Here is a 23,952-nt window from a genome sequence, read left to right on the forward strand (position 1 = left end):
CGGCCCGGCCCCTTCTTCAACGCGGCACATCCGGTCAGGACCCCGGATGCTCCACCTTCGTGGCGGTGTCGCCGTCGACCGCCGCCGAGAGCTGCGGGACGAGGCGCTCCAGGACGTACGGCAGGCTCAGCACGGTGACGAACGAGAAGGCCTTGCCGTAGTCGGTGCTCTCACCGATGAAGACCTCACGGCTCTGCTTGGCCACCTTCAGGTCCTTGTAGACGCCGTCTCTGTGAAGCGTGTCCGGGTCCTTGGCGACGTCGGGCACGGTCCACACGATCGCGTCCTGGTCGAGCAGATCGCTGCGTTCCTTGCTGATGCTGACGCCGAACCGATCGCCGACTGTCTTGTCGAGATCGGCCGGCAGCTTGAAGCCAAGCGAGGTGAGGGTACGCGAACGCGAGTCCTGACTGCTGTAGACGAAGAATCCCTCGTACGGCGCGGCGACCACGACGTCGGCCCCCGCGAACTCCGGGTGCTCCTTCTTCGCGGCCGTGAAGGTGGCCTCGACGTCTTCGACGAGCCTCCTGCCCTCGGCCTCCTTGCCCAGAGCCTTGGCGATGGTCTCGGTCTGCTGTTGCCAGGGGATGCCGTAGTCGATGTACTCCTTCGGCTGGGCCACGACCGGTGCCAGCTTCGACAGGGTCTCGTACTGCTCCTTGGTGAGGCCCGCGTACAGCGCGAGAATCAGGTCCGGCGCGAGCGCGGCGATCTTTTCCACCTGGGGGCCCGTGCCGGTGTCGGTCAGCATCGTCGGCGCGGCGGCACCGCCCAGCTTTCCGGTGGCCCAGGGGCCGATGGCGCCGGCGTAGCCGCCAAGCCAGTCGGTGGTGCCGACCGGGATCTCGCCGAGGGCCAGCACGGCGTCCTGGTCGGTCAGGCCGACCGTGACGATCCGCTTGGGTTCGGACGCGATGGTGGTGCTGCCGAACTTGTGCTCGACCGTCACCGGGAAGGCGCCGCTCTTCGGCGCGGTGGTGGCGGGATCAGCGGTGGTGGAGCCGGAGCCGGAGCCGCACCCGGCGACGGCGCCGAAGAGCAGCAGCGCGGAGGCGACCGCGGTGGCGAGCCGGCCGCCTTTCAGGAAGGGGAGCATCAGGGGTCCTCTGTGTTTCCGTCAGGTGGTGGATTCGTCGTGTGCGGGGGGTGATGACGGGCGGTGGTACGGATGTCCGACCATGCCCCCCACAGGGCGGCGTACTGTCCGCCGGCGGCGCGCAGCTCGTCGTGCCCGCCGCTCTCCACGATCCGGCCGCCGTCCATGACGACGACGCGGTCGGCGGTCGCGGCCTGGGTGAGGCGGTGGGCGACGACCAGGGCGGTGCGGCCCTCGATCGCGCGCCTGGTGGCCTTCTCCAGGGTGAGGGCCCCGGTGCTGCCCGCCTCGGCCGTCGCCTCGTCGAGCACGGCGATCGGCAGGTCGGCCAGGACCAGGCGGGCGAGGGCGAGCTGCTGGACCTGTGCGGCGGTGAGGCGGTGGCCGCCTTCCCCCACGATCGTCCGCAGGCCGTCGGGCAGCGCCTCGGCCCAGGTCAGCGCGTCCACGCGGCCGAGAGCCTCGCACAGGTCGTCATCGGTGGCCTCGGGCCTGGCCAGCCGCAGGTCGTCGGCGAGAGTCCCGGCGAAGACGTGTACCTCCTGGGTGACCAGCGCCACCGAACGGCCGATCCCGGGCCGCTCGGCGACGGCCAGCCGTACCGAGCCGGTGGTCGGCCGGTGGATGCCGGCGATGAGCTTGGCGAGCGTGGTCTTACCCGCGCCGCTGGCGCCGACCAGGGCCACGTGTTCCCCGGGCCGCAGGGTGAGGTACACATCGTGCAGCACGGGCCGCCCGGGTTCGTAGGCGTGACCGAGACCGGTCACCGTCACCGCCCCGTCCCGCGGCGCGGCGGCCTTCCGCGGCTCTTCGCTCGGCCGCTCCGGCTTCTCCTGCGCCGGCTGGTCGGCGACCCCGACCAGCCGGGAGAGGCTCGCACCGGCCGACTGGGCGTCGTCCAGCAGCACGAGCGCGGAGTTGACCGGCCCGAACAGGCTGTGGAAGTACAGGGCCGCCGCCGTCGCGGTGCCGATGGACGCGCTCCCGTCGCGCACCAGGAGGAATCCAACCACCAGCACCGCCGCCAGGCCGGTGTACTCGGCCAGATGCAGGCGGCTGTAGAACCGCAGCACCAGCCGTACCCCGCGCATCGTCAGTTCCACCGCCGCCTGGGAACGCCGGGTGACCCGCTCGGTGTGCCCGGCCTCCAGCCGGAACGCCCGCACCGTGGCGGCGCCGCCGATGGTGTCCAGCAGCTGCTGCTGCTGGGCTCCGGCGGCGATGCGCTGCCGGGCGTAGAGCGGCACGGCGTTGCGTACGTACCAGCGCGCGGTGTGCGCCTGGACCGGCACCGCGAGTAGCGCCGCGAGCAGGAACCGCCAGTCGAGCAGGGCCAGCGCCCCGAGGGTCAGCACGATGGCCAGCAGGGAGCGGGCCAGCTCGGGCAGGGCGGTCCGCATCGCCTCGGACACCTGCGACACGTCGCCGGTGACCCGGGCGGTGAGGTCGCCCGAGCCGGCCTTCTCCACCTGTTCCAGGGGCAGCCGCAGGGCCCGCTCGATGAACCGCTCGCGCAGCTCCGCCAGCGCGGTCTCGCCGAGCCGCGAGATCAGCGACAGCCCGAGCGCGGTGGCGCCTCCCTGCGTGAGCGCGACGAGCACCAGGAGCGCCGCCGGCAGCGTGAGCGCCCCGGCCGGGTGCCGGTCGGCGACCAGATCCACGATCTGTCCCAGCAGCGGCTGTGTGAGCAGTCCGACGGCGGTCGCCGCGACCATCACGGCAAACCCGCCGAGCGCCAGTCCCCGATGGGGGTGCAGCAGTTCGCGGACGGCGGCGCGGGTCCGGGCGGGGGCCGCGACGGGCAGCAGTTCGCGGCCTTTCTCCGGTGTCCGCCGCGCGTCCGCCTCCCGGCTCCCCGTCGTGTCCGCCGTGCCGCCCGCGGACGGATCCGGCACCTGGTGGTCCGCCGTGGTCATCGCCTCCGCCCTCCCGGTGACGGGTCCGCCGGTCATGCCAACACCGCCGTCCGGTAAAGGGCGTGGCGCCGTACCAGTTCGGCGTGCGGGGCCTCGTCGACGACTCGGCCGTCGTCGAGCAGGACCACCCGGTCGGCGACCATGAGCAGCGCGGGGCTGGTGGTGACCAGGATCGTCGTGCGGTCCCGGCGGATCTCGCGGATGCCGGCGGCGATACGGGCCTCGGTGACCGCGTCGACCGCGGTGGTCGGGTCGTGGACCACCAGCACGGGCCGGTCGGCGGCCAGGGCCCGGGCGAGGGCCACGCGCTGGCGCTGCCCGCCGGACAGTGAGCGGCCGCGCTCGCTCACCGCCGTGTCACCGCCCTCCGGCAGTGTCCGGGCGATCTCGTCGGCCCCGGCCGCCGCCATCGCCCGCGCCGGATCGGCCGATCCGGGCGCGGCGGCGCCGACGTTGTCGTGCAGGGTGCCCTCGAACAGATCCGCGTCGTGCTCGGCCACCAGCACCGCCATGCGGATGTCGGCCGGGTCCAGGTCGCGCATCGTCACGCCGTCCAGCTCGACGACCCCGGTGTCGGGGTCGGCCTGCCGGCTCAGGCAACGCAGCAGGGCCGCCGCGTCCGCCGGGTCCGTCGCGGCCACGCCGATCATCTCGCCGGGCGCGAGGTCCAGATCGACCTCGCGCAGCCCGCCATGGCTGACGCCGCGCAGCCGTACCCCGCCCCGCACCGGTTGCGGCAGCGGCCTGCCGCCGCCCGTCACGGCCGGCGGCGCGGCCAGGACCCTGGCGATACGCGCCGCCGACGCCCGGCTCTGGGCGAGCTCGGCGTTCACCCAGGAGAACACCTCCAGCGGTCCGAGCAGGAACAGCGCGAGCCCGACCGCCGAGACGAGCTGGCCCAGGCTGATGTCGCCCTGGGCCGCGAGCCGCCCGCCGACCAGCGCGACGACGGCGATGAAGCCGCCGGTCAGGGCGAGGACCATGCCGCTCTGCCAGGATTCCGCGCGCGCCGCGCGCAGCGTGGCCGTCAGGGACTCGCGGCTGGTGCGCCGGTAGCGGGCGACCGCCGCGGACTCCGCGCCGATCCCCTTGAGCACCCGCAGCCCGGTTATCAGGTCGGCGGCGACGCCCGACGCGTGCGCCGCCCGCTCCTGCTCGGCCTCGCTGCGCTGCTCCAGCGGCTTACTCAGCAGGTGGCCGAGCCAGAGCAGCACCGGCGTTCCCAGCAGCACCATCAGGCCGAGCGGCACCGAGGTCCGCAGCAGTACCACCGCGCCGACCAGGAGTCCCGCGAGCGCCGATATTCCCGACATCAGCGCCATGTTCACGGCGCCGACACGCTTGGCGTCCTCGGTCGCGATGACGGTCAGGGCGCCGGGCAGCCGGCCGTTCTCGGCCCCGCCGCGGGGGTCCAGCACGCGGCGCACCAGCTCCAGGCGCAGTGCGTGACCGGCCTGCTCGGCGGCCCGCTCCCCGGCGCGGGCGCCGAAGCGGAAGCTGAACGACAGCCCCACGTAGACCACGGCGAGGACCGCGAGCCAGCGCAGCAGCGCGCCCACGTCGGACTCGGCGACGGCCTGGTCGATAACGAGGCCGATCAGGACCGGCACCAGCGCCTCCCCGGCCTGGTGCCCGGCTCCCAGGAGGGAACCGAGGGCGACGTCGCGCCGCTGCCCTCGGACCGCACGCCCCAGAACGTTCCGTCCCGACGGCCCTGACACGCCCACCACCCCTCCGTGTAGCCGATCAAAACTTAGGTAAGGCTAGTCTAAGTTTGTGGTCGTGAACCAGTCCCGTCGAGGGCTGCGGCCGGTTCGCCTACCGGCCGCGGACGCCTTAGCCGACGGTGACGGGAGGCCGGGAGGCGACGGCCGCGGAAGGCGTCACTAGTACTGCTCGGAACGGCCCATCCGCCAGTAGCCCATGAACGCCACCGACCGCCGGTCCAGCCCGCGTTCGGCGACCAGGTGGCGGCGGAGCGTCCTGATGACGGCCGCCTCGCCGGCCAGCCACGCGTACACCGGGCCGCCCGCCCGCGCCCCCTTCTCCTCCTCCGGCACCTCCCACAGCTCCTCCACGTCGACGTCCACGTCCGTGACATGCCGGGGAGAGAACGGGGAGGGCAGCAGCCGGTCGGCGGCGGCCCGTACGGCGGGCACCAGCCGGCTGCCGTGGCCGGAGCCGTCACGCGGCAGCCAGGTGACGACCAGCCCGCTCGGCGCGTCGATGTCCAGGATGTCGGCCTCGTGCGGCACCTCCAGCAGCGCCTCACCCGAGCAGTGGCGGGGAATGCGCTCCAGGATCGCGGTGATCGCGGGCACCGCGGTCTCGTCGCCGGCCAGCAGCACGGGGCCGCTCTCGGAGGGCAGACGGAACTCCACCCCTCCGTGCTCCCCGTCGTGCCGGGCGTCGGGGCCGAACAGCGCGACCTCGTCGCCGGGCCGTGCGTCGCAGGCCCAGCGGGCGGCGGGGCCGGCGTCGTCGTGCAACTCGTGCATGACGATGTCGACGTCCACCTCGCGCAGGCCGGGCCGGACCGCCCGGGCGGTGTAGGTGCGTACGGAGTTGCGCAGCTCGTCGGGGAGTTCGCGCCAGCGGGCGTACCAGTCGGGGCCGGTCGGCAGCGAGGTCAGCCCGTGCCCGGGCAGCGGCAGGATGATCTTTATCCGCTGGTCCAGCCCGTTGTCGGCGAACAGGTCGAGATCGTCGCCGTTGAAGGTCACGCGCATGAATGTGGGGCTGAGCCGTCTCAGTCCGCTCACCCGCACGTGAAAGATGCGGAAGGGGTCAATCATCGTCTCGGCTGCCCTTTCCCTCGCGAGCACCCCGCCGGCGACAAGGTAAAGTTAGGCTAGCCTATCTTTTGTCTCCGGGGTATTCATCGAGCCCCACTCGGCACCGCCCCACGTCAAGGCCTCCTGCGGTCGGCCGCCCGGTCCGCCTTCTCCGGAATGACCGCTCGGATACCACGTCTGCGCAGGTAGAGGTACAGCCGGAATACGCCGGAACCACACTGACGGCCTGGAAGCCGTTTCTCAGCGAGGTGGACGGTGCGCCGGTCGGTGTTGTGCGTGTCGAAGGATCAGTAGCTGACCGATCTCGGCGACGTTCTTTGTCAGCTCGATGTTCACCCACGCGCACATGTCGGCGACGGTGTGGCCCGCCCCTGCGGGCCAGGGGAACGCCGACCGGTCGTCGAGGCGGTCGGTGGCGGACAGCGCCGTTCGCCACGCCTGGTGGATGTTCCCCAGCCATTCGGTGATCGAGGCGCAGGTGCCCGGCCAGCCGATGTCTTCGCGTGCCGGGATGTCGGTCTGTTCCAGATGAGCGAGTGCTGTGGTCCACCACCAGCCGATGTGCCAGGTCAGCCATGCGATCGTGGGGGCTGGGACAGGAGTGGGCTCGACGTCGGCAAAGTCGGGAACCCAACTCCCCTCGACCCTGTGCATGGTCCAGTGCGACGGTGCCGGTTCCCAGAACAGGTCGTCGTCGGACCACTGCTGTGCGTGGTAGTCGAGCAGTGCCCAAGTGATGGACATCTGCTGTTGGAGTACCTGCTTGACCTCGGCCATTCGGTCCACCTTCGTTTCGGCCGCGTTCACCTTGAACACGAAACCCTCCATACGGGCTCGTCGGAACGCGAGTCGCATGTAATGGGGCTGCGCCGTTCAGCGAACGTGCCAGGGGTGACGCCGCCGATGGGGCGTTCACGGAGCACCATCTGGCGGAGGGTCCGCACGGGCATGGACTTCAGCCTCTGAGGTCATCGTGATGGGGGCCTGAGTTCAGCGGATGCGGCGGCGTCGGGCGGGGTCTGCTTCGGCGGTGATGCGGGCGGAGGTCTCTTCGCCCAGGCGGACGTAGCGGCCGAGGCTGGCCAGGTGCTGGTGGCGGCTCTTGGCCTGCAGTTCGGGCGCGGTGCGGCCGGCTTGCGCGAGGTGCTGCAGCGCCGAGTGGCGGAGCTGGTGCAGGGTCCACCCCTGGCGGTGCGGGTCGAGCGTGGCCGAGGCGGTCTTGAACAGGTATTCGGCGCGCGGGTAGGACAGTCGGCCGCGTTTGGTGACAGGGTCGATGTCGTCGGCCGCCGGCGCGCGGCGGCCGGAGGCGGGGGCGCGCCGGTCGGCCAGGAACACCGGCCCCGTGGTGCGGCCACCCAGCAGGCGGGGCAGCAGCCGGGCGGTGGGGGTGGCCCAGTGAACGTACTCGACGGCGCCGCCCTTGCTGGTGACGCGGGCGCGGCGGAACTCCAGATCGAGGTCCTCGACGTTGAGGGTGAGGATTTCCTCGGCGCGGGCGGCCGTGTCGTACAGGAGCCGCCACAGGACCCGCTCGCGCAGGGCATGCGCGGGGTCGGTGAAGAGCGCGTCCAGCCGGGTGCGCGGGATTGCGCGGTCGCCGCGGCGGGCGCTCTTGCGGCGCTCCAGCCGACGGGCGGGGTTGGTGGCCAGGAGTTCCTGGCGCTGGGCCCAGGCGGTGAAGGAGCACAAGGCGGACAGGTGCCGGTTCCAGGTCGCGGCGGCAGCGGTGTGCCAGCGGTCCATGACCGCGGCGTAGTGCTCGGGGGCCAGCGCTGCGACGAGATGCTGCGGGCTGGTGACGGCGGTCAGCCGGGTGAGGGTCTGGGCGTAGCCGGCCCGGGTGGTGGCCGCGGTGATGGAGTCGAGAAAGCGCTCGACGGCGGCCGCGGTCGTCGGGCCGGGCCGGCTCGGCTGGCCGGGGAAGGCCACGACGGACATGCCGTCCTCCTCCGAGGCAATGTGACACATAATGTTGCCGAGTCGCGGTCGCGGCGTTGGATGCCGAGCTGGGCTGACACGACCCGCCGACTGTCAGTGTGACAGATAATTGGAGTTCTGTGTCACACATCGCGAATGCCTTGTGGCGGCCCTGCGAACGGGTCCGAGAACGGTTCCGAAGCCGAGTGTGCGGGCCGTTACAGGGCGGGACACGGGACCGGTTGTTGGCAGAACACGCTGCTCGCGGTCGGTGCGCGCCCTCGAGGCCGAGTGGCGGCCTGCCAGCGATCGGGTTTCCATCGTTGGCAGGCCGCCCGCCTCAGAGGCCATCCGGGTAGGTGCGTCACAAGGACAGAGCAGCTGTGGTCCAGGAGTTGCCGAGAGCTCAGAACCTCTGGATGGCCGTGGTCTCCTCCCGGAGGGCCTGGGTCAGACTCCGAACGCCGCCGGGTAGCGGATGGTGCCGGTTGGCACCGGCCGGGAAGGGTCGAAGACGAGCGCCATCATGTACTTGTCCTCGACGTCGAAGGGCGGCCGGATGAAGTGGCTGGAGGCCGGGACGAAGCCGAAGCGGGGGTAGTACTCGGCGTGGCCGAGCACGAGCACGAGGTTCTCGCCTTGCTCACGGGCGGCGTCGAGGGCGCCGTGGACGGCGGCCGCACCGGCGCCGCGCCGCTGGTACTCAGGCCGCACGGCGCACGGGCCCAGAGCGAGGGCCGGAGAGCCGTCGACGTGGCAGCGGGTGATCAGCGCGAACCCGGCGATGGAACCGTCGGGCGCCTCGGTGACCCAGGACAGGCCGGGGATCCACGCCTGCGGGTCGGCGCGCAGCGCCTCGACCAGGTCGGCCTCGTGCGAGGTGGGGAAGGCCGCGAGGTTGACCTCGCGGATCTGGGCGAGGTCGGCGGCGGTTTCGGGGCGGGTGATCCAGGAAGTGGTCATGGGAGTGTTCGCGTCCGTTTCTGTGTTTGCCTGGGGGCGCAGGACATAGCCGGTGTACTGGTAGTCAGTGCCGTGCTCGTGGCGCATGGTGATTTCTTGCAGGGTGGCCGCGACCGCTTCGCGCATCCCGGTCACGGTCGGGTCGGCTGAGCGGGTTCGTTGCGACAGCGGCGTGTAGTACTCCTCGAACCAGTCGCTGTCGGGGAGCGGGTGCAGCGCGGCGACGGCGTATCCGGCAGCGCGCGCCGCGGCGGCGTTCTGCTCTTGGGTGCGCAGCTGGTAGTGCCGGTCCCAGAACGCCCGTGCCTCGGCGGACGGGGAATGGGTGGTCCATTCGCATTCGGTGACGACCAGCGTGCCGCCGGGGGCGAGCAGCCGCTGCCAGGAGCGCAGCGCGGTGTCGAAGCCGATGTGGTAGGCGGATCCTTCAGCCCAGATCAAGTCGAAGCTCTCACTGGGGAAGGGCAGATCCGCCATCGACGCCCGAACCGTGCGGATGGCGTGGCCGACGCCGCGGGCGGCGGCGGCTCGCGTCAGCTCGTCGAGGAACGGCTGGTGCAGGTCGATCGCGGTGACCTCGGCGGCGGCCTCCTCGGCCAGCACCAAGCTGGAGCGGCCCGGCCCGCAGCCGATGTCCAGCACGCGCGGGTGCGGCGGAAGCGGTCCGGCCAGGGCGAGCAGGCGGCGGGTGGTCGCGTCGGAGCCGGGACCCTGGCGGGGCAGGCCGTGGTGCAGGGCGAAGAACGCCGTCACGACCGGGTCGGTGATCGTGTCGTGCGGGGCGTCGCTCGCGGCGGCTGTTCCTTGCGGGGAATGGCCCGGCCCGGGGCCGCACTCGGTCGGCGGGTGGGTCTGCTGCGTCGGCGGGATGCGGTCGGTCATGACTGCTGGTCCCTGAACTTGTAGGTGGCGCGCAGATGGCTGGTGATGGCCTTCTGCTGGTTGGTGCGTTCGCCGCGTAGCCGGGCATCGGTGCGCGAGGCCGCCCACGCGTTCTCGCGTTGTAGCTTGCGGTAGCTGTTCAGGCGGCGCTCGGTCAGCTTGCCCGCCTGGATGGCGGCCTGGACGGCGCAACCTGGTTCGGTGCCGTGGGCGCAGTCGCCGAAGCGGCAGTCCCGGGCGAGGCTTTCGATCTCGGCGAAGACCTGTTCCAGGCCGTCGGCGGCGTCGTACAGGCTGATCCCGCGCAGGCCGGGCGTGTCGATGAGGACACCGCCACCGGGAAGGGGAACCAGTTCGCGGCGGACGGTGGTGTGGCGACCCTTGCCGTCCTGCGCCCGTACCTCGCCGATGGCCAGGAGCTCGTCGCCGAGCAGCGCGTTGCCGAGGCTGGACTTGCCCGCGCCCGAGGATCCGAGCAGGACCGTGGTTCCGCTCAGCAACGCGGTCAGTACATCGATGTTCTGGCCGGTGGCCACGCTGGTGACCAGGATGTCCACACCTGGCGCCAGCTCGCTCGCTTCGGCGTGCACGGCGTCGGCGTCGGCGGCCAGATCCGCCTTGGTCAAGACGATCAGCGGCCTGGCGCCGCTCTCCCAGGCCAGGGCGAGCAGCCGCTCCAGTTTGGCCGCGTCCAGCGCGGTGGCCAGGGACAGGGCGAGGACGACGGTGTCGATGTTGGCGGCCAGCACCTGCCCGTGGGAGGTGCGTGACGCCGACGAGCGCACGATCGCGCTATGACGCGGCAGCAGGGCCACCAGTTCCGGCTCGCGGCCCCGGCGCAGCGCGGCCCAGTCGCCGGTGCAGGGCGCCAGGAGCGGGTCCGGCGAGTACAGCGCCGTGAGGGCGGCCCGGACCGGGCCGGACTCGGTGACCGCGTCACACAGGCCGCGATCCACCCGTGCGATCCGGGCCGGTACCAGGCCGGCCTCGCGGTGGTCGGCGAAGGCGTTGTCGAGTGTTTCCGTCCATCCGTACCGGGACAGGCCGGCGTCGGATGGATCGGTGAAGAGGTTTGGCAACGTGAGACACCTTGCGGGAAGGGGCCCCGACGAGACGCAGGCATCACCCCCGCCTCGTAAGCCGGACGGCTACGGCGAGGGAAAGAAGTGGGTCAGACCGGGGCCCGGGACGTGAGGAATGTCCGGGCGCTGCACACGGCAGCGGTCTTCACCGCGGTCATCAAACCTCACCTCCCTCTCATCCGGAAATCCAACACCAAACGATCAATAGCCTAGCACTCCCAGCAGAATGCCCTGTCACGGGTTCCTGCGCTGGAGGGTAAGGAACCTCGTGTTCTGGCTCTTGCCGTAGGCCATCACGGGGCGAACTCGCCAGCGGAGGACGGCCCAATTCTTGGCAGTGCCCGTTGCGCCACAGGGCGCTCTCACCGATCGGACAGTAAGTGGTGTTACCCACCTCGGCGTAGCGTCTGACCAGCCTGAGCGCGCCGATGACGGGCCGACGGGGGGCCAAACCCCTCCCCGCATTCCAGGGCTCCCCCTGGTGCGATGGAAACGAGAACGTACGCCAGCGCCTTCTGCGCAGTGTCGGTCGCGCTATAGCTGAGCTGGGCGAACGGCCCTAGCGTACGTTTTCGTCTCTCCACATTTCGAGGACCGGAACGCGGCGCAGGGCCTGTCAGGGCGTCAGCCCCAGTTCGCGCAGTTGCGCGGGCCGCAGCGGCCGCCATCCGCTGGTGTCGAGCTTGGCCAGTTCCGCCTCGACGTCGACGTTGATGACGCCGAAGAAGTTGATGTTGTCGCTGTGGCCGGGCGAGATGTGCGACAGGATCTCGTCCCGCACCTCCCGGCCCTGCGAGCGCAACTCCAGCACCGCCCGAGAATAATATTCCGTCGTCCACGCGACCACCGAGTTGGTCAAAACGGTCAGGCACCACGCCTGCTCGGTCTGCTGCTCCAGATGCGGGCGGGTGACGGCGCCCTGCTGGGCGTAGTGCAGGTCCCGGCGCAGCGCGTGCAGGCTTTCCCCCTTGTTCAGCTGCCGGGAGATCTTCCTCCGGAAGGCCGGGTCCGACAGGTATTTGGCCAGGTGCACGGTCCTGCGCAGCATCCCCCACTCCTTCAGCGCGGCCGCCAGGGTGTTCTGCCGGGAGGCGGCCGACCACTTGCCGACGATCAGCGACGCGGTGGCCTGGCCGTACTTCAACGAGCCGGCCATCCGCAGCAGGTCCGGCCAGCAATCGGCCACCAGATCCTCATTCCAGCGCGCGCCCAGCAGCGGCCCGGCATGCGGGTAGCGCCTACTGATCTCGGTCGGGGTGTCGTCGCGCACCAGGGTCACCCGGGTCAGATCCCGCATCCGCGGGGTGAGGGCCTTGCCGACCAGGTCGAACAGTGCAAAGTTGATCAGCGTGGCGCCGTGTGTATCGGTCGCGTGCTCGACGATCGGCAGGTCGGTCGCGTTGCCGAGGAAGTCGTCCAGGACGAAGTGCGCCTCCCGCGCCGTCGGTACGATGATCTTCGTGCCGTAGGTCGACCACTGATCCGAGACGTGGGTGTAGGTCGACAACACCTGACCGCCGTGAATGACCATGTTCCGGCCGGTCAGAGTCTTACCCCGGACCGGGAAGCGCTGGCCGTCGGATGAGCTCATGGTGCCGCCGCCGAACACCTTGGCCAGCTCCAACTGATAGTGGTGGTCGACGATGACCGTGTTGGCCTCGCGCAGCGTCTCCTCCCGCACGTACCACTCCATCGTCCAGGCCAGCACGTCGTAGGACACCCCGCATGCCTCTGACATCCGTGCCAGGCCCAAATTCGTGGCCATCGCGATCAGCACAGCGAGGATGTTGCGCTTGGTCTCCGCCGATGTGGCCAGCTTGTGCCCGCCGGCGTGGGTGAAGCAGTCCAGGAAGCCGGTGCGGGCGTCCAGCTCGATCAGCAGCGAGGCGATCGGCGCGAACGGCAGCATCGCGGCCAGCTCGTCCCTCAGCTCCTTGGCCTCTGCCGGCACGTCCTCGGCCGACAGCGGCGGTACCACCAGATGCGCCTCCTCATCCAGCCGGACCGTGCCGGCGTCGTCGGGCGCGGCGCCGGCCAGGGTCTTCTCCAGCTCCTCCAGAGCCTCGTGCAGTTCCTCCTTGCCCTGCTCCAGCGCCTCAGCCGCGTTCGGCGGCTTGCCCACCAGGCGGCAGTACTCGGCCTGCTTGGGCGTCCACTGCTCGGGGGTGTACAGGTAGGTGGCCGGGTCGGCGTAGCGGCGCGAGCCGGGCACGAACACATCCCCGCTGCGCAGCCCGTCGCGCAGGCACAAGATCACGCAGAGCTCCCAGTAATGCCGGTAGGCGGTGTCCTCCCCGGACTTGCGGGCCTTGTCGGGGTAGTCGGCGTACTTTGGGCACGAAGCCGGTCGGCGCGCCCGCGGGCACCTTGCGGCCACTGGTCCGGTTCAGCTCCTTCAACAGGGCCACCGCCTCCATCAGCTCGCCCGTGCCCGGCCCGCCCTGGAAGTCGATCGCGGCCAGCACGATCGGGGTGAACTGACGCAGGTAGGTGTAGGAGGACTCCAGCTCCGACAGCCGACCGTGATCGCGGGGCAGCGGCTTCCACGCATCGGAGGTGATCTCCCGCAGTCGCTGCATGCCGATCCGCTCGCGCAGCATCCCGCCCACCTCATCGTCGGGGATCGACGGGTCGGCCAGCGCGGGCAGGATCTCCTCCATCAGCAGCTGCCGTGTCTCGCCCTTCTTGGCCCGCTCGATCAGCGCCTCATCCGTCTTGGACTTCGCCCGTGACTCCCGCGCCGAGACGGCCTGGTCGAACAGGGCCACCACCTCATCGAGCTGGTCGATGGCGGCTTGGGCCACGAACGCCAGCAGGATCGGGAACTTGCGCTCCTTGCGCCGCTCCAGGCCCTGGTTCGTCGAGCGGCGCGCGACCTGGGCCAGGAACCGGCGTCGTTCGTTCGGCAGCACCGACACATCCATCCGGTGGGCGTCGATCGCGCGCAGCCAGGTCAGCTTGTCGATCGCCGTCTTCACCGAGGTCGCCGAGGCATCCTGGGCCGGGCTGACCAGCCACTCCAGCCGGGTCATCCCCAGCCCCGCATCCACCAGCAGCATCCGCTCCAAGTCAGCGCGGACCTCCTCCGTCAGCAGGTGCCCCACCAGCTGCGAGGTCAGATCGGAGGCGCCCTTGCGGGCCGTGCCGACCATCCTGGCCAAGATGAGCGCGCCGGGCCGGATCACCTTGGCCGCCATCAGATACTCGCGCGCCAGGTTGAACAGCAGCGTCGGCGAGTCGTGCTCCATCGCCCGATCCAGCAGGAACTGCTCCAGCTCCTTCATCGCCTGACCACCCACCGGGGCGGTCTTCCACTCCAGGTACTCGGCGGCCTGCGCCAGATGGTCCGAGCGGGTCTGCGCACGTTGCCCGTACAACGACAACGCCGCCGGCGACACGCCCAGCCGCTCCGCGACCCGGGCCACCGCCACCGGCGGCGCCAAGGCCACATCGTCGGGCACGAACCCGAGCCACGGCAGCGTACACAGCTGAACCAGCATGCCCAACTGGTCCACTGAGCGCCGCCCACGACCTGGATCGACGAACGCCACATCAGCCGACGTCGGCGTGAAATACCGAATCAACTCATCTGCGCTGATCTCCGGAAACGAGCGCAGCTGCTCCAACTGCTCCTCGGAGAACATCTTCTCTGACAACGCACCACCCCACGTGCCGTACCGGACAAAACCGGAACGAACGTAGCGGCAGCGATCACCAACCAGCCACAGGCGGTCAAACCCCTCCGTCACCGCAGGTCAGAGGCTACTTCGTTGGAAATTTCTTCATTACTACCGGGACCCCCGAAGACGCGCAGCTCGCCGTTGCGCTGTCCTTCCTTCAGCAGCGCGATGACGTCGGAAAGCGACGCCGCCACGAGCTCGTCGTAGACGCCGGCCGCCGCTGCGGCGCGGTGGGCGACGACCGCGACCAGGGCGCGCGTCTCCACCGGCCGCCGCGCGCAGTTTGGAGAAGGCTCGCTCGCCCGGTTCTGACGGCGGCGGCGTGGCAAGGCTCCCCTGCTACACGATCGCTCCCTCGGCCCCGGACAAGGGCCTGCGGCCGCTGCCGGCGGCGGCGCTGCCCCAGGACGCTCCTTCCGCCGTCCTGGACGAGGACGGCGTCTAAACCTGAAGTGATCTCGGCGTGGCGTTCGCCCTTGGTAGAGGCTGCTATCAGGCGGTCCTGCGGCGGTAGGTGTTCATGGCGAAGGCGAACGCGACGATGAGGATGCCGACACACCAGGCGAGGGCGACCCAGATGTCGGTGCCGACCGGCTGCTGGGTGAACAGATCGCGGATGGCGTTGACGATGGACGTCACCGGCTGGTGCTCGGCGAAGGCGCGCACCGGGCCGGGCATGGTGTGGGTGGGCACGAATGCCGAGCTGAGGAACGGCAGGAAGATGAGCGGGTAGGAGAACGCGCTCGCGCCGTCCGCGGACTTCGCGGACAGACCGGGGATGACGGCCAGCCACGTCAACGCCAGGGTGAACAGGATCAAGATGCCGGCCACCGCGAGCCACGCCGGCACTCCCGCCGCCGAGCGGAAGCCCATCAGCAGGGCGACGCCCACGACGACCACGAGCGAGATCAGATTGGCCACCAGCGAGGTCAGCACGTGCGCCCACAGCACGGACGAGCGCGCGATCGGCATGGACTGGAATCGCTCGAAGATGCCGCTCTTCATGTCCAAGAAGAGCCGGAACGCGGTGTAGGCGATGCCCGAGGCGACCGTGATGAGCAGAATGCTGGGCAGCAGGTAGTTCACATACGACTCCGACCCTGTTTTGATCGCGCCGCCGAACACGTAGACGAACATCAGCATCATGGCGATCGGCATGATCGCGGTGGTGATGATGGTGTCCACGCTGCGTGTGATGTGGCGCAGGGACCGTCCCAGCAGGACGGCGGTGTCGCCGAGAAAATGCTTGGTCATCGTGGTTCCCTACGCGTTCGTACCGACGTTGCGGTCATGGCCGTTCTTGCCGTTGTCGCCGACGAGGGCGAGGAAGACGTCCTCAAGGGTCGGCTGTTTTTCCACGTATTCGACCTTGGCCGGCGGGAGCAGTTGCTTGAGCTCGGCCAGGGTGCCGTTGACGACGATCCGGCCCTCGTGCAGGATCGCGATCCGGTCGGCGAGGTGTTCGGCCTCGTCCAGATACTGCGTCGTGAGCAGCACCGTCGTACCCTGGTTGGCGAGCTCCCTGACGGCCTGCCACACCTCGATGCGCGCCTGGGGGTCGAGCCCGGTCGTCGGCTCGTCGAGGAAGACGACCGGCGGATTGCCGATGAGGCTCATCGCGATGTCGAGGCGGCGGCGCATGCCACCCGAATACGTCGACACCTTCCGCGCGCCCGCGTCCGTCAGCGAGAAACGCTTCAGCAGGTCATTCGCGACCTTGCCCGGATCCTTGAGGTGCCGCAACCGGGCGACCAGCACGAGGTTCTCCCGCCCGCTGAGGATCTCGTCGACGGCGGCGAACTGTCCGGTGAGGCTAATGGACGCCCGCACGTCCGCAGCCTGCGTGGCGACGTCGAAGCCGTTGACGCCGGTAGTCCCGGCGTCGGCCTTGAGCAGCGTGGACAGGATTTTTATGACCGTGGTCTTGCCCGCCCCGTTCGAGCCGAGCAGGGCGAAGATACTGCCCCGTGCCACGTCGAAGTCCACACCGCACAGCACCCGCAGTGTCTTGTACGACTTCGTCAGGCCCCGCACGTGGATCGCGGGGTCCTGGACCTGATTGACCGTCATCCGGATATCCGTTCTCTGTTTGGTCACGGTTTGTCACCCGTGACGCGATCGATGGCGTCGGCCAGTCGTTTCCGGCCGATCCATGAACCCTCCGGGTGGTTGCGGAGGAGCGCCTCGGCGAACTCCACGGGGTCTCGCTCGACGGCTTCGCGGACCGGGATTTCGTCCGCCGCGCTCTACTCGACCAGGTCGGCCGGATCCTCCACCCCGCGGTCGAGGGCGGCGACCTCTCGGACCGCGTCGGCGATGGCCGGGGCGTCCTTGCGCAGGATGGCACCGTGGTTGCTGGGGACCTTCGCGCTGATCTTGATGTTCGGGTTGCGCTCGACCACCTGAGTGAGGCCGGCGCGAATGCGTTCCTGCTCATCACCGCGGCTTCCGAGGGACGCCCCCGACGCGACCACATACCGCGTGGGGACGGTGATGTTGTCCAGCACGGGGCCCAGCTCGCGCTCGCGGGCGATCCGGCCGATCTCGATGTTGCTGTCGGCGATCTGTTCGGCGGTCATCCGCGGGGTCAGGCCCGTCGGGCGCAGCAACGGCAGGAGCCAGCCCATCCGCCGAAACAGCCTCCGGATCCGCCGCTCCATGGCCTCGTCGAGCCAGTCGTACGGCTGCGCGCCCTCGACCAGGACCGCGCCCAGGGTACGGCCGGGATTGCGGCTGGCCCAGTGCGCCGCGACGAACGCCCCGTAGGACCAGCCCACCAGCAGCGCCCGGTCCATACCCCTGGCGGCGAGAACGGCATCGACGTCCCGGACGTTCGTCTCGAACGAATAGTCCGCCGAACGCTTCGATTTGCCGCGGGCACGCATGTCGTAGGTGATGTGCCGCCACCCCGTCCCCAATTCGGCGATGACCCGCCGCCAGTACCCCTGAGTGGCGGTGTGGCCATTGAGGTAGATCACAGGGATACCGGCACCGCCGGTGTCGGTGACGGCCAGGGCCGTATCGTCAACCGGCATCATGCCGGTCCACTTCGCGTTGGTCATGGTTCCTCGTCTCTGTTTTCGTTGTCTTGTGGGTTCGTCGGAGTCGCCGGGCGGAGACCGGGAGCACATGTCACCGGTGTTGGTGTACGCGTGCCTTGACGATCTGCTCGGCCTTCTCCGGGGTCGTCGGCGGTGCCCGGCTCGTCGCGCACGTTGCCGGCCATGGCGTTCACGTCGAGCCGGCCGGCGGTGCTCTCGCGGATGCCGACCTCGCGGTTTCCGGCGTAGGTGTGGAGGAACACCTCTCCGGCCCGGATGGCGCCCGAGGCGGTCTTCGCGGTGAGCGCGCCGTGCGCACGCTCGACGACGATGTCGCCGCTGGGTGAGTTCACCCGGCAGGTCGCCGGTGGCCTCGCCGATTCGGGGCATCCGCCGGAGTTTATCGATGGCGCCGCAAGCGCCGATCGCGCGGACGCGGAGCGCGCCGTTGCCGGTGGAGATGTCGACCGGGCCGCGCCGATGAGCGGGCCGGCGAGGGCTGGAGTTCGGATTCAAGATGACCGAGGCCGCGCTGGAGGCACCGACCGAGACGGTTGAGGACGTCATCTATCCCGCGGTGCCCGGCGGCTACAAGACTCTGGTGACGCCGCTGCACGGGCTTGATTCAGATCATCGAGGCGCTGGAGTTCGGGTCGACCAACACCGTGCACGCGCCGATGATGCAGGCGACGGCGCTGATCAAGCGGTATAAGGCCGGGTCGACGGGCGTTACCTCTCGGCCGTGCCGGGTTCCCCTCTGATGGACTCCTGATAGATGTCCGCGTGGGTGCGCGAGTCCTTGACCACGTCGTCGCAGAAGGCGGCGACGTCGTTGCCGATGAGTTCCAGGACTCCCTTGCCGGCCGCGACGCCCTCCTCGAAGAAATCGACGATCCCTGAGAGCAGGGACCCGTCAAGCAAGTCGATCGGTCCAACCTTGAAGATGTACCTCTGAATCTCCTTGTAGACGATCTGGTAGTCCGGCGGGAGCGCCTTGACCCGCGCCATGTGCGCCCGCCACTGCCTCTTGCCCTCGATGATGTCTTGGATGCCCACGTCAGCCTCCTAACTGGCCCAATTTCCTTGCGACGTTCCTGTTCAACTGCTCGCGCCACCGGTCGCGAAAGTTTCGAGCCCCTTCTCCGCCGGCCAGCGCCGCGCAGAAGCCCTCGATGTCGTCACCCAGCACCTCGTGAATGCTCCGCCCATCGGCCGATGTCTCTTCGAGCAGCCCCAGAGCACCGTCGAGAATCGGCATCAGGTTTCGACCTGTGAAGTCCGAGTAGGGAGAAAGATGACCCTTGATCTCTTCCCACGCCGCCCGGTAGTCGGCCGACAATGCCTCGGCCCGAACTTCGAACGCCTTCCATTCCCTGGTGAGATCGCTGCCTGTCATGGTCTCCCAGAAGTTCATCTCCCGCCCTCCTTGAGCTTGTCGATCCGTGATGTGATGTACTCCCATTTCGCCCAGAATGTCGAGAGTTCCTCGCGCCCCGCGTCGTTGAGCGCGTAGAACTTGCGCGGCGGGCCCAGCCCGGACGGTCGTTTCGTCACCTGGACGAGCCCGTTCTTCTCCAGTCGCAGCAGGATGGTGTAGACCGTCCCCTCGACGACGTCGGCGAAGCCGAGTTCGTTCAGCCGACGCGTGATGGCGTACCCGTAGGTCTCCTCGCTGCCGATGATTTCAAGCACGCAGCCCTCAAGCGTGCCCTTCAGCATCTCCGTCAGGTCGTCCATCGTGGGTCCTCTTCCACCCTCCTGGTACTCGGTGGTACTGAGTACCACTATACAGTACCACGGAGTAGTGGGCCATACCCGGCAAGCGGCGAGCACAGGCCGCGCCGGTCGGCCGGGGGAGCCGCCGCCGCCATGCGGAATCGCGCAGCACGATCTGGATCAGACGCGCGTTGAGGCAGGTGATGGCGGCGACCAGGCGCAGGGCGAGGGCGGAGACCCCTGCGTGCTCGCGGTCGCCGCCGGTCAGATCGCCGCCGAGGGTGAAGCGGGCAGCATCTGGTGCGACTCGACGGTACGCAGCCGCAGTGCGGTGGCGTGCTTGATTATCACAGCCGTTGGGTTCGGCCGTCTTGGCTCTGGCACAGCCCCGAGCCGTTCACCCTGACCCGGGTCAGGGGCTCGTGAGGATGACGAGTCGCTGGGTCGCCCGGGTCATCGCGACATAGCGGTCGACCGCTCCTTCGATGCCCTTGCCGAACGCCTCCGGGTCGATGAGGACGACCAGGTCGAATTCGAGCCCCTTCGACAGTTCCGGGGTCAGTGACCGGACGCGGGACGTCGCCCGGAACGTGGGGTCGCCGATGACGCAGGCGATCCCGTCGGCATGCGCGGCGAGCCAGGTGTCGAGGATCGAGCCCAGGTCCGAAACGGATCCGTGTACGACGGGGACGTCGCTGCTGCGGATGGAGGTCGGCACGTTGGCGTCCGGGAGCACCGCCCGGATGACCGGCTCGGCTTCCGCCATGATTTCTTCCGGCGTCCGGTAGTTGATGCTCAGGGAGGCCAGGTTGATCCGGTCGAGCCCGATCCGCTCAAGCCGTTCCTGCCACGACTCCGTGAACCCGTGCCTGGCCTGGGCGCGGTCCCCGACGATGGTGAAGCTCCGCGACGGGCAGCGGAGCAGCAACATCTGCCACTCTACGTCGGTCAGTTCCTGAGCCTCGTCCACGACGATGTGCGCGAACGGGCCGGCGAGCAGGTCCGGTTCGGTGCTGGGCGGTGCGGTCTCGTCGACCAGGGTGTCCTGTATGTCCTGTCCGCGCAGCATCGTCACCACACCTTCACCGTCGTCATCGGCCTCAAGCAGAGCGTCGACGACCTTGGCCATGTGCTCGCGTTCGGCGGCGACAGAGGCGTTGTGCCGACGCTTACGTCGCGACGCCTCCGGGTCGCCCAGCCGCTGCCGTGCTGCGTCCAGGAGCGGCAGGTCGGACACCGTCCAGGCCTGGGCGTCCCCGCGCTGCAGCGCCTGAACGTCGTCGGGGCTGAGCCAGGGAGCGCACTTCCGCAGGTAGGCGGGTACCGACCACAGGTCTCCGACGAGGTCAGCCGCTTCGAGCAGCGGCCACGCGCGGTTGAAGGTCGTGAGCAGCTCCCTGTTCCGCAGCAGCGACCTCCGAAGCAGGTCAGCCGGGGCGTCGCCGTCGTGCTTGTCCACCAGGATCGTGAGCAGCTCCTCCCAGATCTGGTCGCGCGCCTCGTTGTGCGGAGTACCGGGTTCCGGTGCTTCGAACGCCTCGGCCCAATCGTCGGCGCTCAGCCAGATGTCGGACCAGTGTGTCGTGACCGTCATCCCCTTGGTGGGCGGGTTCTCGTAGAACCCGACGGCCGCCTCGATCGCCTTCACCAGGTTCGCGGACGACTTCAGGAGGGCCGCGTTCGGGTCGGCCTCGATCGCTGCTGCGGCTCCCTCGGCGACGAGGTCCCGCAGGGTGCAGGTCTGTACGCCCTCCTCTCCGAGGCTGGGGAGGACGTCGGCGACGTAGGCCAGGTAGGGCTGGTGCGGACCGACGAACAGCACGCCGCCCCGGCGGTGACCGAGGCGAGGGTCGGAGTAGAGGAGATAGGCGGAGCGGTGCAGAGCGACGACGGTCTTCCCCGTCCCCGGACCGCCGTCGACGACGAGAGCGCCGCGGGATCCCGCGCGGATGATGGCGTCCTGGTCTGCCTGGATGGTGCCGAGCACGTCTCGCATCCGTGCCGACCGGTTGCCGCCCAGGCTGGCGATGAAGGCGGACTGGTCGTCGAGCGCGGCGTGCCCTTCGAACCCGTCCGCGGTGAACACCTCGTCCCAGTAGTCGTTGATCCGGCCGCGGGTCCAGCGATACCTGCGGCGGCTTGCCAGCCCCATCGGGTTGGCGTGGGTGGCTCCGAAGAACGGCTCAGCCGCGGGGGAGCGCCAGTCGAGCAGCAACCGACGACCCGCGCTGTCCGTGAGGCCGAGTCGTCCGACGTACACGGGCTCGGGGTTGTCCACGCTGACCATGTGCCCGAGGCACAGGTCCAAACCGAAGCGACGCAGGGCGCGCAGGCGAGCGGTCAGCCGGTGGATCTCCAGGTCCCGGTCCATCGCCTGCCGGCCTATGCCGCCGGGCGCCTTGCGTTCGGCGTCGAGGCGGTCTGACAGGTCGGCGATCGACTGCTCAAGGCTCTCCGCGACGGCCGCGAAGTGTTGCTCGTCGCGGGCGATCAGCGTCGGGGCGGCCTTGGGGGTGAGGTGGTCGGGAAGGTCGAACGCGCTGGTGGTCAGGGGATTCACGTCATCGGCTCCGATCTGAGGTGGACAAGGCACTTTCCCGGCTCGACGATCCCGCGTGGTTCACGCGGGACACCGGTGGCCTTTCTCGGCTGATCGCGTCGAACGGCAGTGTCGCGGCCACCGTCGCCCCGTCGGTGCGGGTCTCGGGGCCAGGTGGGCCCAGCCGCGGTTGAGCGCCGCGCCGAACAGCGCGTTCACACTCTGGGCGTCCAGGTCCACAGCACCCGGTTGCCGCTCACCTTCGGTGGGAACGGCCGGCCCGGCCGCGCCTGCGGCGGGTGGTACGGCCAGCGGTTCGACGTCCCCGCGCGACCCACACGTCGACAACAACACACGCACCTCGCATCCCCTGTTTCCGCAGGTTCCGGCCTCGGCCGACGATTCTGCGGCACGACCCGGGTCTTGCCGCAAGCCCCCCGGTGCGCTATACGTTGAGAGTGGAAAGGAGTGGGTACTCCCCTTTCCACTGATCGTCCGTTGCGGACGGACAAGCCCTTCGGGAAGCGGCGCCGCGCCGCGTACGGCGATGCCGCCGGCCCAGGAGGATCTCCCATGGACCTGCGGATGCGGCCCGGGAACGAGAAGTTCTCCACTCTACTCACGCAGCCGGGCCTGTGACACCGGCCGCCAAATGGTTGACCTCGGGAGGAGCGGCACGGGGCCGGCCGATGCCGGGTCCGGGGCCGGATGGGTCGAAGGGCAGGGACACAGGAAGCCCCCGATCAGACGGGCACGGGGTGGGGGCGGGTGAGGCGGCGGCGCAGGGCCAGGGAGAGGTAGACCAGCGCGAGGAGGACGGGCACCTCGATGAGCGGGCCGACCACCCCGGCCAGGGCTTGGCCGGAGGTGACGCCGAAGGTGGCGATCGCGACCGCGATGGCGAGTTCGAAGTTGTTGCCCGCCGCGGTGAACGCCAGCGTCGCGGTGCGCGCATATCCCAGGCCCACCAGGTGGCCCAAGGCGAAAGCGCCGACCCACATGAGCGCGAAGTAGACCAGCAACGGCAGCGCGATCCGGGCGACGTCGAGCGGCTTGGAGATGATCGCGTCGCCTTGCAGGGCGAACAGGATCACGATGGTGAACAACAACCCCCACAGCGCCGCCGGGCCGATCCTCGGCAGGAACCGGGTCTCGTACCAGGTGCGGCCCTTGGTCTTCTCCCCCAGGCGGCGGGTGAGGTACCCGGCGGCCAGCGGAAGGCCGAGGAAGATGAGCACGGAGCGGGCGATGTCCCATATCGACACGTCCAACCCGGTGACGGGCAGGCCCAGCCGGCCCGGCAGCAGGTCGAGGTAGAACCAGCCGAGCAGCGCGAAGGCGAGGACTTGAAAGGCGCTGTTGAGGGCGACCAGGACGGCGGCGGCCTCCCGGTCCCCACAGGCCAGGTCGTTCCAGATGATGACCATGGCGATGCACCGGGCCAACCCGACGATGATCAGCCCGGTGCGGTAGGCGGGCAGGTCGGGCAGCAACAGCCAGGCCAGGGCGAACATCAGCGCGGGGCCGGCCACCCAGTTCAGCACCAGCGAGGTGGCCAGCAGCCGCCGGTCGCCGGTGACCGTCTCCAGCCGGTCGTAGCGGACCTTGGCCAGCACCGGGTACATCATCACCAGCAGGCCGAGCGCGATCGGCAGCGAGATGCCGTCGACCTGGACGGCGTTCAGCGCGGCGCCCAGGCCCGGGATCGCCCGGCCCGCGACCAGGCCGGCGGCCATCGCGGCGGCGATCCAGACCGGCAGCAACCGGTCCAGCATCGGCAGCCGCCCCGCTGCCGGCGCCGCTTCGGCCACCGCGGGTGGCTGAGTGGACGGTGTCTGCGCGGTGTCGCTCACGCCATCGCCGGGAGGCGCGGCCCCAGGATCGCCGACAGCCGCGCCAGCACTCCCGGGTTGACCCAGTAGTAGACCCAGGTGCCGCGTCGCTCGCAGTCGATCAGCCCCGCTGTGCGCAGCACCTTCAGATGGTGGCTGATCGTCGGGCCGGTCAGGTCGAAGGCGCCGGTCAGGTCGCACACGCACGCCTCGCCGCCCTCGTGGCAGGCGATCAGCGACAGCAGCCGCAGCCGCACCGGATCGGCGATCGCCTTGAACAACGGCGCCAGCTCCTCGGCCTCGGCCGCGTCCAGCGGCTCGCACACCAGCGGCGCGCAGCACGCCTGCCCGGCCTGATCGACCTGGTCGGTCCCGGCCAGGCTCACGATCGGCAACGCTTGTTTCGACATACCTCTAAGTTGACAGATCTCTAAGCAGCATTGCAAGCTGAGGCCGAATCACTGTCTAGATGTTCATCTAAACAGCACCG

The 23,952-nt window shown here is 69.7% G+C and carries 22 protein-coding genes and 2 pseudogenes; 2 read left to right on the top strand and 22 right to left on the bottom strand.

The features are described 5' to 3' along the window. Positions 1-34 precede the first annotated feature (34 nt). From ACWEF2_RS23590 to ACWEF2_RS23645, 12 genes and pseudogenes are all read right to left on the bottom strand, one after another. Positions 35-1,096, bottom strand: coding sequence for an iron-siderophore ABC transporter substrate-binding protein (locus ACWEF2_RS23590; protein ID WP_453818490.1), 1,062 nt, complete (start codon positions 1,094-1,096; stop codon positions 35-37). Then, positions 1,096-3,048 carry an ABC transporter ATP-binding protein gene (locus ACWEF2_RS23595; RefSeq protein ID WP_453818491.1) on the bottom strand — a complete coding sequence of 651 codons (1,953 nt, stop codon included), beginning with the start codon at positions 3,046-3,048 and terminating at the stop codon, positions 1,096-1,098. The genes ACWEF2_RS23590 and ACWEF2_RS23595 overlap by 1 nt, the downstream gene beginning before the upstream one ends. Continuing rightward, entirely contained in the window at positions 3,045-4,733 is a 1,689-nt protein-coding gene (locus ACWEF2_RS23600; protein ID WP_453818493.1) for an ABC transporter ATP-binding protein, read from the bottom strand. Before ACWEF2_RS23600 ends, ACWEF2_RS23595 begins: the two co-directional genes overlap by 4 nt. Before the next feature lie 165 nt (positions 4,734-4,898). Next, complete coding sequence (locus ACWEF2_RS23605; protein ID WP_453818495.1) at positions 4,899-5,807, bottom strand: siderophore-interacting protein; 909 nt, start codon at positions 5,805-5,807, stop codon at positions 4,899-4,901. A 240-nt stretch (positions 5,808-6,047) separates the two neighbouring features. Then, positions 6,048-6,623: a DinB family protein gene (locus ACWEF2_RS23610; RefSeq protein WP_453818497.1), complete on the bottom strand. Its 576-nt coding sequence runs from the start codon at positions 6,621-6,623 to the stop codon at positions 6,048-6,050. Between the two features lie 174 nt (positions 6,624-6,797). Continuing rightward, entirely contained in the window at positions 6,798-7,748 is a 951-nt protein-coding gene (locus tag ACWEF2_RS23615; protein ID WP_453818499.1) for a tyrosine-type recombinase/integrase, read from the bottom strand. A gap of 429 nt (positions 7,749-8,177) precedes the next feature. Continuing rightward, complete coding sequence (locus ACWEF2_RS23620; RefSeq protein ID WP_453818567.1) at positions 8,178-8,690, bottom strand: GNAT family N-acetyltransferase; 513 nt, start codon at positions 8,688-8,690, stop codon at positions 8,178-8,180. Between the two features lie 231 nt (positions 8,691-8,921). Continuing rightward, positions 8,922-9,572 (bottom strand): annotated as a pseudogene (locus tag ACWEF2_RS23625) (class I SAM-dependent methyltransferase); the annotation flags it as partial. Next, positions 9,569-10,651: a ribosome small subunit-dependent GTPase A gene (gene rsgA, locus ACWEF2_RS23630; protein WP_453818501.1), complete on the bottom strand. Its 1,083-nt coding sequence runs from the start codon at positions 10,649-10,651 to the stop codon at positions 9,569-9,571. The pseudogene ACWEF2_RS23625 and the gene rsgA, both read right to left, overlap by 4 nt. Positions 10,652-11,270: 619 nt before the next feature. After that, complete coding sequence (locus ACWEF2_RS23635; protein ID WP_453818503.1) at positions 11,271-13,031, bottom strand: Tn3 family transposase; 1,761 nt, start codon at positions 13,029-13,031, stop codon at positions 11,271-11,273. 772 nt (positions 13,032-13,803) lie between these two features. Then, positions 13,804-14,298 (bottom strand): annotated as a pseudogene (locus ACWEF2_RS23640) (DUF4158 domain-containing protein); the annotation flags it as partial. A 101-nt stretch (positions 14,299-14,399) separates the two neighbouring features. After that, positions 14,400-14,600 carry a hypothetical protein gene (locus ACWEF2_RS23645; RefSeq protein WP_453818505.1) on the bottom strand — a complete coding sequence of 67 codons (201 nt, stop codon included), beginning with the start codon at positions 14,598-14,600 and terminating at the stop codon, positions 14,400-14,402. Positions 14,601-14,656: 56 nt separating this feature from the next. Between ACWEF2_RS23645 and ACWEF2_RS23650 the strand changes: the two genes are divergently transcribed. Next, the gene (locus tag ACWEF2_RS23650) at positions 14,657-14,779 is read left to right on the top strand and encodes a hypothetical protein (RefSeq protein ID WP_453818507.1); all 123 of its coding nucleotides are present in this window, start codon (positions 14,657-14,659) and stop codon (positions 14,777-14,779) included. Positions 14,780-14,826: 47 nt separating this feature from the next. Here ACWEF2_RS23650 and ACWEF2_RS23655 read toward each other — a convergent pair whose 3' ends face one another. From ACWEF2_RS23655 to ACWEF2_RS23670, 4 genes are all read right to left on the bottom strand, one after another. Next, positions 14,827-15,588, bottom strand: a complete 762-nt coding sequence (locus ACWEF2_RS23655; protein WP_453818509.1) for an ABC transporter permease — start codon at positions 15,586-15,588, stop codon at positions 14,827-14,829. Positions 15,589-15,597: 9 nt separating this feature from the next. After that, positions 15,598-16,404 carry an ABC transporter ATP-binding protein gene (locus tag ACWEF2_RS23660; RefSeq protein WP_453818511.1) on the bottom strand — a complete coding sequence of 269 codons (807 nt, stop codon included), beginning with the start codon at positions 16,402-16,404 and terminating at the stop codon, positions 15,598-15,600. A gap of 176 nt (positions 16,405-16,580) precedes the next feature. Then, on the bottom strand, positions 16,581-17,396 hold the full coding sequence (locus ACWEF2_RS23665) for an alpha/beta fold hydrolase (protein ID WP_453818513.1): 816 nt from the start codon (positions 17,394-17,396) through the stop codon (positions 16,581-16,583). Beyond that, the gene (locus ACWEF2_RS23670; protein ID WP_453818515.1) at positions 17,393-17,728 is read right to left on the bottom strand and encodes a hypothetical protein; all 336 of its coding nucleotides are present in this window, start codon (positions 17,726-17,728) and stop codon (positions 17,393-17,395) included. Before ACWEF2_RS23670 ends, ACWEF2_RS23665 begins: the two co-directional genes overlap by 4 nt. 164 nt (positions 17,729-17,892) lie before the next feature. Between ACWEF2_RS23670 and ACWEF2_RS23675 the strand changes: the two genes are divergently transcribed. Beyond that, positions 17,893-18,087: a hypothetical protein gene (locus tag ACWEF2_RS23675; RefSeq protein ID WP_453818517.1), complete on the top strand. Its 195-nt coding sequence runs from the start codon at positions 17,893-17,895 to the stop codon at positions 18,085-18,087. Positions 18,088-18,104: 17 nt separating this feature from the next. On the opposite strand, the gene ACWEF2_RS23680 is transcribed toward ACWEF2_RS23675, so the two are convergent. The 6 genes from ACWEF2_RS23680 to ACWEF2_RS23705 form a co-directional block, all read right to left on the bottom strand. Next, the gene (locus ACWEF2_RS23680) at positions 18,105-18,431 is read right to left on the bottom strand and encodes a DUF1048 domain-containing protein (RefSeq protein ID WP_453818519.1); all 327 of its coding nucleotides are present in this window, start codon (positions 18,429-18,431) and stop codon (positions 18,105-18,107) included. Between the two features lies 1 nt (position 18,432). Continuing rightward, complete coding sequence (locus ACWEF2_RS23685; protein ID WP_453818521.1) at positions 18,433-18,789, bottom strand: DUF1048 domain-containing protein; 357 nt, start codon at positions 18,787-18,789, stop codon at positions 18,433-18,435. Further along, positions 18,786-19,112, bottom strand: coding sequence for a PadR family transcriptional regulator (locus tag ACWEF2_RS23690; protein ID WP_453818523.1), 327 nt, complete (start codon positions 19,110-19,112; stop codon positions 18,786-18,788). Before ACWEF2_RS23690 ends, ACWEF2_RS23685 begins: the two co-directional genes overlap by 4 nt. A 391-nt stretch (positions 19,113-19,503) precedes the next feature. After that, positions 19,504-21,651 (bottom strand): RNA polymerase recycling motor ATPase HelR, encoded by a 2,148-nt coding sequence (helR, locus tag ACWEF2_RS23695; protein WP_453818525.1) that lies wholly within the window; start codon positions 21,649-21,651, stop codon positions 19,504-19,506. 722 nt (positions 21,652-22,373) lie between these two features. Further along, positions 22,374-23,405, bottom strand: coding sequence for an ACR3 family arsenite efflux transporter (gene arsB, locus ACWEF2_RS23700; protein WP_453818568.1), 1,032 nt, complete (start codon positions 23,403-23,405; stop codon positions 22,374-22,376). A gap of 74 nt (positions 23,406-23,479) precedes the next feature. After that, entirely contained in the window at positions 23,480-23,872 is a 393-nt protein-coding gene (locus ACWEF2_RS23705; RefSeq protein ID WP_453818527.1) for a metalloregulator ArsR/SmtB family transcription factor, read from the bottom strand. Positions 23,873-23,952 lie beyond the last annotated feature (80 nt).

This window comes from Streptosporangium sp. NPDC004631 (assembly GCF_053601935.1).

Coding starts and splice junctions, on each gene's coding strand:
- ACWEF2_RS23590 (WP_453818490.1), bottom strand. CDS start 1,096: ATGCTCCCCTTCCTGAAAGGCGGCCGGCTCGCCACCGCGGTCGCCTCC.
- ACWEF2_RS23595 (WP_453818491.1), bottom strand. CDS start 3,048: ATGACCGGCGGACCCGTCACCGGGAGGGCGGAGGCGATGACCACGGCG.
- ACWEF2_RS23605 (WP_453818495.1), bottom strand. CDS start 5,807: ATGATTGACCCCTTCCGCATCTTTCACGTGCGGGTGAGCGGACTGAGA.
- ACWEF2_RS23615 (WP_453818499.1), bottom strand. CDS start 7,748: ATGTCCGTCGTGGCCTTCCCCGGCCAGCCGAGCCGGCCCGGCCCGACG.
- ACWEF2_RS23620 (WP_453818567.1), bottom strand. CDS start 8,690: ATGACCACTTCCTGGATCACCCGCCCCGAAACCGCCGCCGACCTCGCC.
- ACWEF2_RS23655 (WP_453818509.1), bottom strand. CDS start 15,588: ATGACCAAGCATTTTCTCGGCGACACCGCCGTCCTGCTGGGACGGTCC.
- ACWEF2_RS23660 (WP_453818511.1), bottom strand. CDS start 16,404: ATGACGGTCAATCAGGTCCAGGACCCCGCGATCCACGTGCGGGGCCTG.
- ACWEF2_RS23665 (WP_453818513.1), bottom strand. CDS start 17,396: ATGACCAACGCGAAGTGGACCGGCATGATGCCGGTTGACGATACGGCC.
- ACWEF2_RS23675 (WP_453818517.1), top strand. CDS start 17,893: ATGACCGAGGCCGCGCTGGAGGCACCGACCGAGACGGTTGAGGACGTC.
- ACWEF2_RS23685 (WP_453818521.1), bottom strand. CDS start 18,789: ATGAACTTCTGGGAGACCATGACAGGCAGCGATCTCACCAGGGAATGG.
- ACWEF2_RS23690 (WP_453818523.1), bottom strand. CDS start 19,112: ATGGACGACCTGACGGAGATGCTGAAGGGCACGCTTGAGGGCTGCGTG.
- arsB (WP_453818568.1), bottom strand. CDS start 23,405: ATGCTGGACCGGTTGCTGCCGGTCTGGATCGCCGCCGCGATGGCCGCC.
- ACWEF2_RS23705 (WP_453818527.1), bottom strand. CDS start 23,872: ATGTCGAAACAAGCGTTGCCGATCGTGAGCCTGGCCGGGACCGACCAG.